This is a genomic window from Pseudotabrizicola sp., from assembly GCF_030656345.1.
Classification (GTDB): domain Bacteria; phylum Pseudomonadota; class Alphaproteobacteria; order Rhodobacterales; family Rhodobacteraceae; genus Pseudotabrizicola.
This window is the reverse complement of sequence record NZ_JAUSNR010000010.1, coordinates 318,037-333,797: the sequence shown is the minus strand read 5'-3', so window position 1 is coordinate 333,797 and position 15,761 is coordinate 318,037. Positions and strand designations below refer to the sequence as shown.

Genomic DNA, 15,761 nt, shown 5'->3' with positions numbered 1-15,761 from the left:
GTGTTCCTCTGCGGTTGCAGGGGACTTAGCGAATAAGGGCGCAAAGGCCAAGGGGGGAGGCGTTTGTGCCGTGCTCAGGGCGGGCCGACAAGGCCGAAAGCCGCGCCCTGCGGGTCGGCGGCGTAGCAGACGAAGGCGCCGCCGGGCACCTCCATCGGGCCGTGCAGGACCGTGCCGCCTTGCGCGCCGATGCGGGTCATGGCACCCGCGATGCTGTCGGTGCCGAAGATGGGCAGCCAGTGTGGCGGGATGCCCGGTTGCGACAGCGCCATGAGGCCGCCGATGTCGCCCTGAGGGAGAGAGACCAGCTGGTAGGTGCCGATCGGCCCCATGTCCATTGCCTGCCCGGCGGTCCAGTCCAGCAAGGTGGTGTAGAATTTGAGGGCTGCGGCGGGGTCGGAGGTTTGCAGCTCGTGCCAGTTGACATGGCCGGGTTTTTGCTGGTCAAAGGCCGCGCCGGGCTGGCCATCCTGTGGCTGCATCAGGCCGAAGACCGCGCCTTGCGGGTCGGCGGCGATGGCGAAACGGCCGGTGCCGGGAATGTCTTCGGGCGCGCGGTGGAGGGTGCCGCCTAGGGTGGTGACGCGCCCGGCGGTGGCGTCGCAGTCATCGACGGCGAAGTAGAGCATCCAGACATCCGGCATCGGGGCATCCGGCCCCATCAGGCCCGCGACCATATCTGTGCCATGGCTGGCGATGGTGTAGTCGAAACCGGGCATGCCCGAATCCTTGAACGCCCAGCCCATCACCGGGCCGTAAAACGCGCCGGAGGTGGGGATATCGGCGGCGGTGAGTTCGTACCAGAACGGCAGGCCCTGCACGGTCATTCCGTGGCCCCCTTGACCAAAACCGGGACAAAACCGCCAAAAATCATGCGTTTGCCGTCAAACGGCATATCGGCCATGTCTTCGGCTGACATAGCATCTTTCATGGCTGCATGGGCGGCGTCGCGGGTGGCCTTGTCAGGCCATGTCATCCAGCAGACCACCACGGTTTCGCCCCCGGCCAGATCAACGGCGCGCTGGAAATCGGTGTGTTTTCCGGCGGGCACATCCTCGCCCCAGCCGACCACACAAGACAACGCCCCCAGCTTCCGAAACGGGGGCCACCACTTTTCCTCATGCGCGATGTAGTCGTCGCGGCGGGCGTCGGGGACGGGAATCACAAAGATATCGAGATAATTCATGTCAGAATCCTTTCACGCTTGCAGGGTCAGGCTGACAAGGTTAGTTATAAAAAGCAACTGAAAGTTAATAAGAGTGACTGAATCCCGCCGAAGCTATGACGAAGGCTGCATCGCGGCCCATGCGCTGGACCTGATCGGCGACCGCTGGGCGCTGCTGGTGGTGCGCGAACTGATGCTGGGGCCGCGCCGGTTTGGCGCGATCCGCGAAGGCTTGCCGGGGATCAGCGCCAATGTCCTGACGCGGCGGCTGGAGGATCTGGAGGCGGGTGGCATCGTGGTCCGTGAGCAACTGCCCGATCCGGTGCGGGTGCAGCTGTACCGTCTGACCGACGCAGGGCTGGGCCTGTGGCCGGTCATCCGGGCGCTGTGCCGTTGGGGGGTGGGGATGCCGGGGCATGACCCGCGCCTGTTCATCAGCCCGACCGCGCTGATGCTGTCGATGCGGGCGTTGTGCGCCCGCAGCCGGGCAGGCGTGCATCAGGTGGCCATGGTGCTGGGGCCAGAGCGGTTTGTGATCCGCACCGCGCCGGGGGACTTCCGGGTAGAGCGGAGCACGGCAGAAGCGGCGCTGCGGTTTGAGGGCGGCACCAATGCGATGGCGGCGGCGATCTATGGCCCAATACCGCTGGCGCAGACGGCGCAGGGGCTGATCGGCTTTGATGGCGATCTGGGGGCGGGGCAGGCGTTTGTGGATCTGTTTGCCCTGCGGGCGGAGCCCTGAGGCTCAGACCGCGCGGTCAATTTTCGTGCTCAGGTGGATCAGGCTTTCCGACGAATGCACGCCTGTCATCGCGCCGATCTGGTCCAGCACCTGATCGAGCACTTGGGTATTGGGGCAGGCGATCTGCAATAACAGGTCGACCCGGCCAGAGGTGGTAAAGACCCGCTCCACCTCTGATATCGACTTCAGCCGGGTCAGCAGGGCGGCCTGCGTGCGCGGCTCTATCGTCAGCAGCACTGTGGCGCGCAGGCGGTTCGGGTCGGCCCCTTCGCCCAGTTTCAGGGTGTAGCCGGCGATGGTGCCATTGTCTTCCAACCGCTCCAGCCGGGCCTGAATCGTAGAGCGCGCCACCTTGAGCCGACGCGCCAGCATGGCCAGTGACAACCGCGCATCAGCCCGCAGCAGGGCGATGATGTTGCGATCCAGATCATCCATACGATTTGACCGATGATTTCGTCATTCTGACAGGACCAGACTCCGATTATGTAGTTTTGTTCGGTGCGATTGTGCCCCATATGCCCCATCCTACGTTGCAGGAAAAGGGCGGTTCATACGCACCTGGCCTGGTTTTAAATAACCACGCTGGTGCCCGGCCCCGTTTACGCCAACGGTCAAGGGCTCTGCGTCTTGTTGGCAGGAAAGGAAACTGCAATGGGACTCTCGAAAACGATCTGGACGAACCCGACCGAATTTCTGCGCGTTGAACAGCCGGTGAACCCGGTGCTGTTTTTTGCGCCCACCGTGGTGCAGGCAGCAGCCCGTCGGTTCATTGACGGCTTTCCCGGCATGGTCACCTATGCCGTGAAGTCGAACCCGAACGATGAGATGGTGGAAAACCTGTCCGCAGCCGGTGTGCGCGGCTACGACTGCGCGAGCGGGTTCGAGATTGACCTGATCCGCCGTCTGGCCCCCGATGCGGCTATCCATTACAACAACCCGGTGCGCGCGCGGCACGAGATTGCCTATGCGGTGACGCGTGGTGTGAAATCCTACAGCGTTGATTCGCGGTCGGAACTGGACAAGCTGATCGAGATGGTGCCAGCCGAGGGCACCGAGATTTCGGTGCGCTTCAAACTGCCGGTGGCAGGGGCTGCGTACAACTTCGGGGCCAAGTTCGGTGCCACGGCAGAGGTGGCGGTGGACCTGCTGAAACTGGTGGCCGAGGCCGGGTTCATCCCGTCGATCACCTTTCACCCCGGCACACAATGCACCGACCCCAAGGCGTGGGAGTCCTATATCCTTGAGGCGGCAGAGATTGCCCGCAAGGCTGGCGTGACCATTGCCCGGCTGAACGTCGGTGGCGGTTTCCCGAACCACCGTCTGCACGGCGTGATGCCGCAGCTGGAAGAAACCTTTGCGCTGATCGACCGCGTGGCGACGGAGGCCTTTGGGGATGACCGCCCGCTGCTGGTGTGCGAACCGGGGCGCGCCCTGTGCGGCGATGCGTTCACGCTGGCGGCACGGGTCAAGGCGGTGCGCGACGACAGCCATGTGTTCCTGAACGATGGCGTCTATGGCACGCTGACCGAACTGCCGCTGATCGGGGTGATCGACCGCATGGAAGTGCTGTCGGGCACCGGCGAAAAGCGGGTGGGCGAAGAGGTGCCGCGCATCATCTTTGGCCCGACCTGCGATTCGGTGGACCGTCTGCCGGGCGATATCCCGCTGCCATCGGATATTGCCGAGGGTGATTTCGTGATCGTGCATGGCATGGGGGCCTATTCCACCGTGACCAATTCGCGCTTCAACGGTTTTGGCGATCTGGCCGTGGCCACCGTGCTGTCGCTCAAGGTCTGACATCCGGGGTCTGACACTGCGGCACCATTCGCTTGCTCCCCTTGCGCCTTCGGCTGGACAAACCCGGCCGGGGGCGTAACTCTTTGTACCGCAAGGCATGGGGGCGGGTATGAGCAAGTTTGGCAAGGCGCAGGGCGTGGGGCGGCATGAGGATCTGCGGTTTCTGACCGGGCAGGGCCGCTATGTCGATGACATAGCACCTGCGGGGGCGCTACACGCGCTGTTCCTGCGGTCCGATCATGCGCATGGGCAGATCACCGGGCTGGATCTGGACGCAGCGCGGGATGTGCCGGGGGTGCATCTGGTGCTGGATGCGGATAGGCTCGAAGCTCTGGGTGTGACGCTGGGGATGAAGGGCGCGCAGCTGCGCAACGCAGGTGGCAGCATGGGCGCGGGGCCGGAACGGCCGGTGCTGGCGCGGGGCCGGGTGCGGTTCGTCGGCGAAGCGGTGGTGATGATCGTCGCCGAGACGATTGCCGCAGCGCAGGACGCGGCGGAACTGGTGGCGCTGGAGATCGACGGGCTGCCAGTGGCGCTGGCGCTGGCCCCCGGAGGGCCGACAGTGCATCCGGAGGCCCCGGAAAACCGGGCCTATGACTGGCAGATCGGCGACCGGGCGGCGGCGGATGCGGCGTTTGAAGCCGCCACGCACCGGGTGTCGCTGGAGGTGATTCACAACCGCATCATCGTCAACGCGATGGAGCCGCGCGGCTGCTTTGCCGAATGGGACAAGGGTCGGCTGCATCTGTGCGTCAACGGGCAGGGGGTGTGGAATCAGCGCAACGAACTGGCGCGGATGCTGGGCTTGGGGCGTGAGGCGGTGCGGGTCACCAATCCCGATGTGGGCGGTGGCTTTGGCATGAAGGCGATGACCTATCCGGAATATGTCTGCGTGGCGGCAGCAGCGCGCACGCTTGGCAATCCGGTGCGCTGGACGGCGACGCGTGGCGAATCGATGCTGACCGACAATGCCGGGCGCGATCTGGTGGCACTGGCCGAGCTGGCCTTTGATGCCGATCTGAAGATCACCGGGTACCGCGTTAACCTGGTGTCCAATCTTGGGGCCTATAACTCACAGTTCGGGCAACCCATTCAGTCGGAGCTGTTTTCCAAGGTGCTGACCGGCGTTTACGACATATCAGCCGCGCATCTGCGGGCGGTGGGGGTCTATACCAACACCACGCCGGTTGATGCCTACCGCGGTGCCGGGCGGCCAGAGGCGATTCTGACGATTGAGCGGGCGATGGATGAAGCGGCGCGGCAGCTGGGGGTGGACCCGTTCGATCTGCGGATGCGGAATTTCATCCGTGATTTTCCCTATCGCAGCGCCACGGGCGAGCTGATCGACGTGGGCGACTTCCCCCGCGTGCTGACCCGTGCGCGCGAAATGGCAGATGTGGCGGGCTTTGCGGCCCGCCGCGCCGACAGCGCCGCGCGCGGGATGCTGCGGGGTATCGGGCTTGCCACCTATATCGAAAGCATTCTGGGCGACCCGGACGAAACCGCGCGGCTGGTGCTGGATGCGGGGGGCGGGGCGACGCTGTACGTCGGCACCCAGTCGAACGGGCAGGGGCATGAAACCGTATACGCCCGCATGGTGGCGGAATGGACCGGGCTGCCGGAACATGTCGTGCGGATCGTGCAAGGCGATTCCGATGCGATTGCCAAGGGCGGCGGCACCGGCGGGTCACGCTCTGTCACCGTCCAGGGCACGGCAATGCGGGCGACGGTCAAGGTGATGGTGGCGGGCTTTACCGCCTTTCTGGCCGAGGAATGGGCGGTGGACGCGGTGGGCTTTGACGGCACCACCTTTGGCGCGCCCGACAGCAACACCCGGCTGACGCTGGCCGAGGCGGCCGATCTGGCGCGTCTGCGTGGGCGCACCGATTTGCTCGATGTCAGCCAGACCACCACGCTGGACGGGCGCAGCTACCCCAACGGCGCGCATATCGCCGAGGTAGAGGTGGACCCCGACACCGGCGCGCTGGTGATGGACCGCTACACCGTTGTTGATGATTTCGGCACCCTGATCGCGCCGGATCTGGCGATCGGGCAGGTGCATGGCGGGGTGGCGCAAGGCTATGGTCAGGCGGTGTGTGAGGCCGGGATCTATGATGATCAGGGCCAGCTGCTGGCCGCCAGTTTCATGGATTACGCGATGCCGCGCGCATCCGACCTGCCGATGTTCGGCTTTGCCAGTGAACCCGTGCCATCGATCATGAACCCCCTCGGCATGAAAGGCTGTGGTGAGGCGGGAACGGTGGGCGCGCTGGGCGCGATTTCCAACGCGGTGCGCGATGCGCTGGCCCCGCGCGGGGTGACACGGGTCGATATGCCGTTCACGCCGCAGCGGATCTGGCACTGGCTGAAGGAGGCTGAAAACGTCGCTTCTTGACCGGATCATACATTGGTTTCGCGCCTATCCGGTGGTGGAAACCGAAAGCAGCGCGCCCCCCGCAGGGCCGGGGCGCGGCCAGATGGATCATATCATCGTGCTGGATGGCACGATGTCATCGCTGCTGCCGGGATATGAGACGAATGCCGGGCTGGCCTTTCACCTGCTGAGCGAGCAGACAAACGGCCAGCGGCGGCGGCTGTATTATGAGCCGGGGCTGCAATGGGAAGGCTGGGCCAATGTCGGCGCGGTGGCGCAGGGCCGGGGCATCAACCGTCAGATCCGCCGGGCCTATGGCTGGCTGGCCACGCAATACCGCCCCGGGGACCGGATTTTCCTGCTGGGCTATTCGCGCGGGGCCTTTGCCGTGCGGTCTTTGGCGGGGGTGATCGACCAGATCGGGCTGCTGCGGCAGGATGAGGCCACCGAACGCAATGTGACGCTGGCCTACCGCCATTACATGAGCGGCCCGCAAAGCCAGGCGGCGCGGATTTTTGCACGCGATTCCTGCCACCCCGCCGCCCCGATCGAAATGGTGGGGGTCTGGGATACGGTCAAGGCGCTGGGACTGCGCCTGCCGCTGTTGTGGATGCTGACTGACGGGCGGCACGCGTTTCACAACCATCAGCTGGGTGGGTCGATCCGCCACGGGTTCCACGCTCTGGCGTTGCACGAAACCCGGGCGGTGTTCGCGCCGGTGTTGTGGGACTGTCCCGAAGACTGGCAGGGCAATGTCGAACAGGTCTGGTTTGCCGGGGCCCATGCCGATGTCGGCGGGCAGGTCGGCGGGTTTGCACCAGCGCGACCCCTGGCTAATATTCCGCTGGTCTGGATGCTGGGGCGGGCCGAGGCGTGCGGGCTGGTGCTGCCCGATGGCTGGCGCGCGCGGTTCCCCTGCGATCCGCAAGCGCCGATGGTGGGCACCTGGCGGTCATGGGGCAAGCTGTTCATGCTGCGCGCCCGCCGGGTGGTGGGTGATGACCGCAGCGAAAAGCTGCACCCCAGCGTGGCCGAGCGGGAGCCCGGCGGGTCGCTGATGATGACGGTCATGCAGCGCGCGCGGGTCTGGCGCTAGGGACCGCGGCGCGGCACCCTCCCCCACGAGGGGTGGGCGCTTTCGCGGCTTTTGGGCGGCTTGCGGGCAATTTGGTTTGCATGGAGGGCTGGCGGCGGCTTTGCAGCCTGTGCGCAGCGGTTCCCCCAATTCAGCCCTCCCCCACAAGGGGGAGGGGATTTTCCGGTTCAGGCCGGGGCTTAGCGCTGGCCCACGTCGACATAGGCGCGGTGCGCTTCGCCGATATACAGCTGGCGCGGGCGGCCGATTTTCTGGCCCTTGTCGCCGATCATCTCTTTCCACTGCGAAATCCAGCCGACGGTGCGCGAGATGGCGAAGATCGGGGTAAACATCGAGGTGGGGAAGCCCATCGCCTCAAGAATGATGCCGGAGTAGAAATCGACGTTGGGATACAGCTTTTTCGAGATGAAGTATTCATCCGACAGCGCAATCCGCTCCAGCTCCTTGGCGACTTGCAGCAGCGGGTTGTTTTCCACCCCCAGCAGCGCCAGCACCTCATCGGCGGATTCCTTCATCACCGTCGCGCGCGGGTCGAAGTTTTTATAGACCCGGTGGCCAAAGCCCATCAGGCGGAAGCCGGAATCCTTGTCCTTGGCCTTGGCCACGAATTCGGGGATGCGGTCAACGGTGCCGATTTCTTTCAGCATTTCAAGGCAGGCCTGATTGGCCCCGCCATGCGCGGGCCCCCAAAGGCAGGCGATGCCGGCGGCGATACAGGCGAACGGGTTGGCGCCCGAAGATCCGGCCAGACGCACCGTGCTGGTCGACGCGTTCTGTTCATGATCGGCGTGCAGCATCATGATCCGGTCCATCGCCTTGGCGAGGACCGGGTTGACCACGTAATCCTCTGCCGGGATGGCAAAGCACATGTGCAGGAAGTTGCCAGCGTAATCGAGGGTGTTTTTCGGATACACAAAGGGCTGGCCGACCGAGTATTTATAGGCCATCGCCGCAATCGTCGGCAGCTTGGCGATCATGCGGATCGCGGCCACTTCGCGCTGCCAGGGATCGTTGATATCAGTTGAATCGTGGTAAAATGCGGCCATGGCACCGACCACGCCGACCATGGTGGCCATCGGGTGCGCGTCGCGGCGGAAGCCCCGGAAGAAATAGTGCATCTGTTCATGCACCATGGTGTGCCGGGTCACGCGCTGTTCGAAATCTTCCAGCTGGGCGGCGGTCGGCAGTTCACCATAAAGCAGCAGATAGCAGACTTCGAGGTAATGCGACTGCTCGGCCAGTTCTTCGATAGAATAGCCCCGATGCAGCAACTCGCCCTTGTCGCCGTCGATATAGGTGATCGCGCTTTCGCAGGCGGCGGTGGAGGTGAAGCCGGGATCGAAGGTGAAGACATCCGCCTCGGCATAAAGTTTCCGGATGTCAAGGACATCGGGGCCAAGGGTGGGCGAAAGCACCGGCAGGTCAAAGGACTTGCCGTCAAGGGTCAGGGTCGCGTTCTTTTTCGTCTCGGCCATTGTTCACATCCCTCATTTTCGCCCCGCCGGACCGTCCCGGCTGGTGGCGCATTCCGTTTGCGGTGGCAGGGTGCAGCCCGATCAGGCCGCGGCGTCCTGCAACCGCGCAATCGTTTCCGTCTGACCGATGACCAGCATCATGTCGTAAACACTTGGGGTGGCACTGCGCCCGGCAAGGGCGGCCCGCAAGGGTGCGGCCAGTTTTCCGAAACCGATGCCATGGGCCGTGGCAACCTCAGTCAGAATGGACTCAAGCCCGTCTTTCGTCCAGCTAGCATTTTGCAGCCGCAGCGTCAATTCTTTCAGTATACCACGGGATACTGGGTCCAGAGCCTTGGCTGCCGCCTCATCCACATCTACCGGCCGGGAGGTCAGCGCAAAGTGAGCCTTATCAAGCAGTTCGGGGAAGGTCTTCGCGCGGTCTTTCACGCAATACAGCGCTGATGACAGCAGATCGCGCTGCCCCTGCGTCAGCGCGGGGCGGCCCGCAGCTGCCAGATAACCCTCAACCTCATGCAGCAGCGCAGCATCATCCGTGCGCGCCATATGCCAGCCGCAGGTTGATTCCAGCTTCTTGAAATCGAGCCGCGCCGGGCTGCGGCCGATTCCGTCCAGCCCGAACATGTCCCTGGCCTGATCGGTGGTAAACAGCTCGGCGTCGCCATGCGCCCAGCCCAGACGGGTAAGGTAATTGCGCATGCCCGCCGCCGGATAGCCCTGCGCCTGATAGTCGCCCACGGCGGTGGCACCGTGGCGCTTGGACAGCTTCTTGCCATCCGGCCCGTGGATCAGCGGAATATGCGCCCAAACCGGCACCTGCCAGTCCATCGCGTCATACACCATCTGCTGGCGGGCAGCGTTGTTCAGGTGGTCATCGCCCCTGATCACATGCGTGACCCCCATGTCGTGATCATCGACCACGACAGCCAGCATATAGGTGGGGTTACCGTCGGATCGCAGGACTATCATGTCGTCCAGTTGATCGTTGCGAACTGTAACGATTCCCTGAACGGAGTCAGTTATTTTTGTCTCGCCCACGCGCGGGGCCTTCATGCGGATGGCGTAGGGCGCGTCGGGATGGGTCGCCGGATCGGCGTCGCGCCACGGGCTTTGGAACACGGCATAGCTGGCACCCTCGGCCTCGCGGGCGGAGCGGAAGGCGGCGATTTCCTCTTGCGTGGAAAAGCACTTGTAGGCGGTGCCGCGGTCCAGCATCTGATGCGCCACCTGCGCGTGGCGGTCGCGCTGGTCGAACTGGCTGACCGCGTCGCCGTCCCAGTCCAGCCCCAGCCACGTCAGGCCTTGCAGGATGGCCGCCGTCGCCTCGGGCGTGGAGCGTTCGCGGTCGGTGTCTTCGATCCGCAGCAGGAACTTGCCGCCCCGCCCGCGTGCGTAGAGCCAGTTGAACAGCGCGGTGCGCGCGCCGCCGATGTGCAGGTATCCGGTGGGCGAGGGCGCAAAGCGGGTGACGACGGGGGAGGACATTGGACTTAACCTTTCGGAAACCATCTGGGCGGTAGGCTTGGCCCGGTTCTAGGCGGTGAAAGGGCGGGAAACAAGGTGGCGGTCCTGACTGGCTGGCTGGCCCGGCCCTTTGCAGCGTTGGCGATGGCGCGGGGTACCTTGTTCCCCTGGGTGCCGATCTTTATCGGCGCGGGCATCGGCGGCTGGTTTTCCCTGTCGTGGGAGCCGGGGGCGGAGGTTTATGCCGGGGCGGTGGGGGTGCTGCTGCTGTGCCTGATCCTGCGGCTGTGGGGGCCTGAGGCGGGGCATCCGTTTGCGGCGGCTTTGGGGTGCGTGGCCATAGGGGTGCTGGCCTGCGGGCTGCGCCTGCACGTGGTGCAGGCCCCGATGCTGGATTTCCGCTATTACGGCCCGGTCACAGGCCGGGTGATAAACATCGACCGCAGCCAGACCGACGCCATGCGCATCACGCTGGACCGGGTGCAGCTGGACCGGGTGCGCGCCAGCCGCCTGCCAGAGCGGGTGCGGATATCGTTGCGCGGCAAGGTGCCGGGCCATGCGCCGTTTCCGGGCGAGGTGGTGATGGTGACAGCCACCCTGCAGGCCCCCGATGGCCCGGTCGAGCCGGGCAGCTTTGACTTTCGCCGCATGGCGTTTTTTGACCGGCTGGGCGCGGTGGGCTATACCAATGCGCCGGTGGTGTTGTGGCAGGCGGCCCCGGACGGGTGGTCGGTGGCCAGCGTGCGCCGCGATCTGGCGATGGCGCTGATGCGCGCGGCCCCCGGTGATGCCGGCGGGTTCATTGCCGGGATCATGACCGGCGACCGATCAGGCCTGAGCCGCGAGGCGGTGCAGGCGCTGCGCGACACCAATATGGCGCATCTGCTGGCAATTTCGGGGATGCATATGGCGTTCCTGACCGGGTTTGTCTTTGCCGGGCTGCGGATGGGCATTGCCGCCGTGCCGCCGCTTGCGTTGCGGGTGAATGGCAAGAAGCTGGCGGCGGTGGTCGCATTGGCGGTGGCGGCGTTCTATCTGGCGCTGTCCGGGGCCAATGTGGCGACCGAGCGCGCCTTTATCATGGTATCGGTGATGCTGGGGGCGGTGCTGCTGGACCGCAAGGCGCTGACCCTGCGATCGGTGGCGTTGGCCGGGGTGATCCTGCTGCTGTGGCAGCCGGAAACGCTGCTGGAACCGGGGTTTCAGATGTCTTTTGCCGCCACGGTGGCGCTGATCGCCGGTTTCCGTGCGGTCAATCGCCGGGTGGTGGCGGGGCATCTGCCGAAATGGGCAATGCCGGTGTTCACGTTGGTGCTGTCGAGCGCCATTGGCGGATTTGCCACCGCACCCTATGCCGCCGCGCATTTTAACCGCTATGCCGATTACGGGCTGATCGCCAATCTGCTGGCGGTGCCGGTGATGGGGTCTGTGGTGATGCCGGCGGGGGCGGTGGCGGGGCTGCTGGCCCCCTTCGGGCTGGCCGGTCTGCCGCTGTGGGTGATGGAACGCGGCAGTGCCTGGATCTTGTGGGTCGCGCATTGGGTGGCGGGGTGGAATGGGTCGGTCACCGCTGTTGTGGCCCCGGGCCCTTGGGTTCTGCCGCTGGTGACGGTGGCCGGGGCGTTGCTCATCCTGCTGCAGGGGCGGGCGCGGGCGGTCAGTGTGGTGCCGGGCCTGCTGGCGGTGCTGCTTTGGTGGGGGACAGAGCGGCCCCTGGTGCTGATCTCGGCCGATGCGGGGCTGGTCGGGGTGCTGGGGGCAGACGGGCGGGCGCTGTCGGCCCCGCGCGGCGCAGGCTTTGCGGCGCAGAACTGGCTGGAAAATGACGGCGACCTTGCCACACAGGACATCGCGGCGGCGCGCAGTGGCATGGCAGGGGATATGGGTCTGCGCCGGTTTGTGGCGGGGGGGGTGACGGGCGTTGCACTCAAGGGCAAGGGGTCGGCGGACCGGGTGGCAGAGGCTTGTGCGATGGCGGATCTGGTGGTGATCTCGCTGCCGGTGGCGCAGGTGCCCGAAGGCTGCCTGCTGCTGGACCCGCAGCGGCTGCGCGGGTCTGGCACGCTGGCGCTCTATGCGGTGGAAGGCGGGTTGCGGGTGGAGCCGACCTTTGGTGCGGAGCGGGTCTGGTCTTCGCCGCGCCGGCCCGAGGGGCTGGCAGAGGTGATCCGCCCGAAAGCGATGCGGATGGCGTTGGGGGATTGAAGGCGGGGGTGCGGATTGTTATCGCGCCCCGCGTCTGCCGTTTGCGTTGCAAACCCATGCGGGGGCAGTGGCGTGCCGCTGACGTAAAAGGTTTGTGCAGGGGCGCAGATGCGCCCCTGCACAAGGGGGAAGCCAATATCAGTAGCTGCGGATCAATCCGACCAGACGGCCCTGCACCTTGACCTGATGGTCGGGCAGCATGCGGGTTTCATAGGCGGGGTTTGCCGCCTCCAGCGCGATCATGTTGCCCTTACGGCGGAAGCGTTTCAGCGTCGCCTCGGTGTCGTCGACCAGCGCCACTACGATATCGCCATTTTCGGCGGTGGTCTGTTCGCGGATCACCACGATATCGCCATCGTTGATCCCGGCTTCGATCATCGAGTCGCCCTTGACCTCAAGCGCGTAGTGGCTGCCCTGGCCTGACAGCATCGATCCCGGCACGGCGATGTGATGCGAGATTTCGGAAATCGCCTCGATCGGGACACCGGCGGCGATGCGGCCCATCACGGGCAGTTCCATCGCATGCACCGCTTCAACCACCATGGCACCACGTGGGGGTGCGGCAGGTTTGTCGCCTTCGATCACGCGGGGAATGAAGGCGGGTTTTTCCATCGCATCGGGCAGTTTGATGATTTCCAGAGCGCGGGCGCGGTGGGCCAGACGGCGGATAAAGCCGCGTTCTTCCAGCGCGGTGATCAGCCGGTGGATGCCGGATTTCGACCGCAGGTCCAGCGCATCCTTCATTTCGTCAAAGGACGGTGGCACGCCGTCCACGTCCATGCGGGCCTTGATGAAATTCAGAAGTTCCAGCTGTTTGCGCGTAAGCATATCCCACCCTGATCTGCATTCGTTAACGCAATGTTCTGCCCGTGTTCCCGGTTTGTGTCAAGGGGCTAGGCGCAGTGCAACTGATGGTTGTGGGCGCGAAGCCACAGCCGGTGCCGTCAGATCGGCAGGTAGCTGACCGTTTCGCCTGCCGTGCGCGGGCCGTCGCCTGCGGGGCGGATCAGCAACGCATCGGCCGAGGACAGGATCGACAGCAGCGAACTGTCCTGCCGGTCGAACGGGGTGATCTGGGGCAGGCCATCGGTCTGTGTCAGCGTGGCGCGCATGTAATGCGTGCGCGGGCCGGTCGGGCCGGTATCCTGCATCAGAATGGCAGGGCGGGGCCGGGGGGCAATTGCATCGGCGGGCAGACCCAGTGCCGCGCGGATCATTGGCAGCAGGAACAGATGCGCGCAGACCACCGAGGAAACCGGGTTGCCGGGCAGGCCCAGCATGGCCGCCCCGCCAAGACGCCCGGCCATCAGCGGCTTGCCGGGGCGCATCGCAATTTTCCAGAACGCGCGCTGCATGCCAAGGCTTTCTGCGACCTGTGCCACCAGATCATGATCGCCCACCGAGGCGCCGCCGGTGGTGACGATGATATCGGCATCCGCCGCCAGCCCCAGAACATAGGTCAGCGATTCGATGGTATCGCGAGCGATGGGCAGCAACCGCACCTCGGCCCCGGCCTCTTCGGCCAAAGCTTTGAGCGTGAAGGAATTTGACGCGATGATCTGGTCGGGGCCGGGGCTGTCGCCCGGCATCACCAGCTCATCCCCCGTCGCGATGATCGCGACGACAGGGCGGCGGGTGACGGGCACCAGCGGTATGTTCATCGACGCCAGCAGGGCCAGATCATTGGGGCGCAGCAGGCGCGGCGACAGCGTATCGCCCGCCCGGAAATCCTGGCTCGCGGGGCGGATATGGGGGCCGGAATCGGCACCCTGTTGCACGGTGATGATGTCGCCGTCGCGGGTCACGTCTTCCTGAATGATCACACGGGTGGCCCCTGCAGGCAGGGGTGCGCCGGTAAAGATGCGCGCGGCCTGTAGCGGGCCAAGGGTGCCTTGCCAAGCATGGCCTGCCCCCGCCTCACCCACCACGGTAAAACGGTCGCCGGCGGCGGGGTCGCCCTGCACGGCGTAGCCATCCATGGCAGAGGCCGCAAAGGGCGGCTGGTCACGGGTGGCGGTGGCGGGCTGTGGCATATAGCGGCCGCAAGCCTGCGCCAGCGGCACGGGTTCGGCTGCCAGCGGGGCCACAAGCGCCAGACAGTGCGCAAGCGCCTGTTCGACCGGAATCATGGCTGATCCCCGGCGACATAGCGGCCCGATTTGCCGCCATCTTTAAGAACCAGCCGTATCCCCTCGATGCGCATGGATTTTTCGACCGCTTTCACCATGTCATAGATCGTCAGGCAGGCCACCGACACGGCGGTCAGCGCCTCCATCTCTACCCCGGTCTGGCCGCCGGTTTTTACCGTCGCCTCGACCACCACGCCGGGCAGGGCGGTGTCTGGCGTCAGGGTCAGCGCGACCTTGGTGATCGGCAAAGGGTGGCACAGCGGGATCAGGTCGGCGGTTTTCTTGGCGGCCATGATCCCGGCCAGACGGGCCACGCCCAGCACATCACCCTTGGTCGCCTGACCGCTGGTGATCAGCGCCAGAGTGGCCGCCGTCATCACCACAGATCCGCGCGCGACGGCCACACGGTGCGTCACCGGCTTGTCCGAGACGTCAACCATATGTGCAGCACCCGTGGCGTCAAAATGGGTCAGGCCGGTGGGGTCGGTCATACGCCACCTTGCGCGGTCAGCGGGCGGGACAGGATGGCGCGGGTGGCGGCGGCCACATCCTCCTGCCGCATCAGCGCCTCGCCGATCAGGAAGCAGCGCGCGCCGTATTGCGCCAGATCGGCCAGATCGGCGGGCGTATAGAGGCCAGATTCCGACACGATCAGCCGGTCTTCGGGCACACGGCGGGCCAGATCGCGGGTGGTGTCGAGCGAGACCTCAAAGCTGTGCAGACTGCGGTTGTTTATGCCCAGCAGGGGCGATTTCAGCAAGGTCGCCCGCTCCAGTTCCGCCCGGTCATGCACCTCGATCAGCACATCCATGCCCCAGTCTGTCGCCGCCGCCTCCAGCTCTGCCGCCTGTTCATCCGACAGGGTGGCCATGATCAGCAGGATACAATCGGCCTGCAGGGCGCGGGCTTCGGCCACCTGATACGGGTCATACATGAAATCCTTGCGCAGGCAGGGCAGGGCGGTGGCCTGCGCGGCCTGCGTCAGAAATTCGTCCGCACCCTGAAACGAGGGCGTATCGGTCAGCACCGACAGGCAGGTCGCGCCGCCTTCTTCATAGGCGCGCGCCAGTGCCGGAGGGTCGAAATCAGCGCGGATCAGGCCCTTGGAGGGGCTGGCCTTCTTGATCTCGGCAATCAGGCCATAGCCGGAGCCTGCCGCCAGCGACAGCGCCTTGCCAAAGCCACGCGGGGCCGGGGCGCTGCGCGCGGCGGTCTCTACCTCGGCCAGCGGGCGGGCGGCTTTGCGCGCGGCGATCTCTTCCAGCTTGTAGGTTTTGATGCGGTCGAGGATCGTGGTCATGACAGTCTTCCTTG

At 65.4% G+C, this 15,761-nt stretch carries 14 protein-coding genes; 5 read left to right on the top strand and 9 right to left on the bottom strand.

Annotated features, from left to right (window positions below; genetic code table 11):
- Positions 1 to 74: 74 nt before the first annotated feature.
- The gene (locus Q7J44_RS05335) at positions 75 to 827 is read right to left on the bottom strand and encodes a VOC family protein (RefSeq protein ID WP_304877742.1); all 753 of its coding nucleotides are present in this window, start codon (positions 825 to 827) and stop codon (positions 75 to 77) included.
- Entirely contained in the window at positions 824 to 1,186 is a 363-nt protein-coding gene (locus tag Q7J44_RS05330; RefSeq protein WP_304877741.1) for a DUF1428 domain-containing protein, read from the bottom strand. Before Q7J44_RS05330 ends, Q7J44_RS05335 begins: the two co-directional genes overlap by 4 nt.
- Before the next feature lie 73 nt (positions 1,187 to 1,259).
- Between Q7J44_RS05330 and Q7J44_RS05325 the strand changes: the two genes are divergently transcribed.
- A complete protein-coding gene (locus tag Q7J44_RS05325) occupies positions 1,260 to 1,907 on the top strand; it encodes a helix-turn-helix domain-containing protein (RefSeq protein WP_304877739.1) in 648 nt (215 codons plus the stop codon).
- Positions 1,908 to 1,910: 3 nt separating this feature from the next.
- On the opposite strand, the gene Q7J44_RS05320 is transcribed toward Q7J44_RS05325, so the two are convergent.
- Positions 1,911 to 2,342, bottom strand: coding sequence for an Lrp/AsnC family transcriptional regulator (locus Q7J44_RS05320; RefSeq protein WP_304877737.1), 432 nt, complete (start codon positions 2,340 to 2,342; stop codon positions 1,911 to 1,913).
- A 216-nt stretch (positions 2,343 to 2,558) separates the two neighbouring features.
- On the opposite strand from Q7J44_RS05320, the gene Q7J44_RS05315 reads away from it, so the two are divergent.
- The 3 genes from Q7J44_RS05315 to Q7J44_RS05305 all read left to right on the top strand — a co-directional run bounded on the left by Q7J44_RS05315 (position 2,559) and on the right by Q7J44_RS05305 (position 7,174).
- Positions 2,559 to 3,704, top strand: a complete 1,146-nt coding sequence (locus Q7J44_RS05315) for a type III PLP-dependent enzyme (RefSeq protein ID WP_304877735.1) — start codon at positions 2,559 to 2,561, stop codon at positions 3,702 to 3,704.
- A 109-nt stretch (positions 3,705 to 3,813) separates the two neighbouring features.
- Entirely contained in the window at positions 3,814 to 6,099 is a 2,286-nt protein-coding gene (locus tag Q7J44_RS05310) for a xanthine dehydrogenase family protein molybdopterin-binding subunit (protein ID WP_304877733.1), read from the top strand.
- Positions 6,100 to 6,181: 82 nt separating this feature from the next.
- Positions 6,182 to 7,174: a DUF2235 domain-containing protein gene (locus Q7J44_RS05305; RefSeq protein ID WP_304877731.1), complete on the top strand. Its 993-nt coding sequence runs from the start codon at positions 6,182 to 6,184 to the stop codon at positions 7,172 to 7,174.
- A 179-nt stretch (positions 7,175 to 7,353) separates the two neighbouring features.
- Here Q7J44_RS05305 and Q7J44_RS05300 read toward each other — a convergent pair whose 3' ends face one another.
- Together Q7J44_RS05300 and gltX are read right to left on the bottom strand one after the other, a co-directional pair.
- On the bottom strand, positions 7,354 to 8,649 hold the full coding sequence (locus Q7J44_RS05300; RefSeq protein WP_304877729.1) for a citrate synthase: 1,296 nt from the start codon (positions 8,647 to 8,649) through the stop codon (positions 7,354 to 7,356).
- A gap of 81 nt (positions 8,650 to 8,730) precedes the next feature.
- Positions 8,731 to 10,134 (bottom strand): glutamate--tRNA ligase, encoded by a 1,404-nt coding sequence (gene gltX / locus Q7J44_RS05295; RefSeq protein WP_304877728.1) that lies wholly within the window; start codon positions 10,132 to 10,134, stop codon positions 8,731 to 8,733.
- Positions 10,135 to 10,209: 75 nt separating this feature from the next.
- Between gltX and Q7J44_RS05290 the strand changes: the two genes are divergently transcribed.
- On the top strand, positions 10,210 to 12,318 hold the full coding sequence (locus tag Q7J44_RS05290; protein ID WP_370692956.1) for a ComEC/Rec2 family competence protein: 2,109 nt from the start codon (positions 10,210 to 10,212) through the stop codon (positions 12,316 to 12,318).
- 138 nt (positions 12,319 to 12,456) lie between these two features.
- On the opposite strand, the gene lexA is transcribed toward Q7J44_RS05290, so the two are convergent.
- The 4 genes from lexA to trpC form a co-directional block, all read right to left on the bottom strand.
- Positions 12,457 to 13,146, bottom strand: coding sequence for a transcriptional repressor LexA (lexA, locus tag Q7J44_RS05285; RefSeq protein ID WP_304877726.1), 690 nt, complete (start codon positions 13,144 to 13,146; stop codon positions 12,457 to 12,459).
- 116 nt (positions 13,147 to 13,262) lie between these two features.
- Positions 13,263 to 14,447: a gephyrin-like molybdotransferase Glp gene (glp, locus tag Q7J44_RS05280; RefSeq protein ID WP_304877724.1), complete on the bottom strand. Its 1,185-nt coding sequence runs from the start codon at positions 14,445 to 14,447 to the stop codon at positions 13,263 to 13,265.
- A complete protein-coding gene (gene moaC, locus Q7J44_RS05275) occupies positions 14,444 to 14,938 on the bottom strand; it encodes a cyclic pyranopterin monophosphate synthase MoaC (protein WP_304877723.1) in 495 nt (164 codons plus the stop codon). Before moaC ends, glp begins: the two co-directional genes overlap by 4 nt.
- Positions 14,935 to 15,747 carry an indole-3-glycerol phosphate synthase TrpC gene (trpC, locus tag Q7J44_RS05270; RefSeq protein ID WP_304877721.1) on the bottom strand — a complete coding sequence of 271 codons (813 nt, stop codon included), beginning with the start codon at positions 15,745 to 15,747 and terminating at the stop codon, positions 14,935 to 14,937. Before trpC ends, moaC begins: the two co-directional genes overlap by 4 nt.
- Between the last annotated feature and the right edge of the window lie 14 nt (positions 15,748 to 15,761).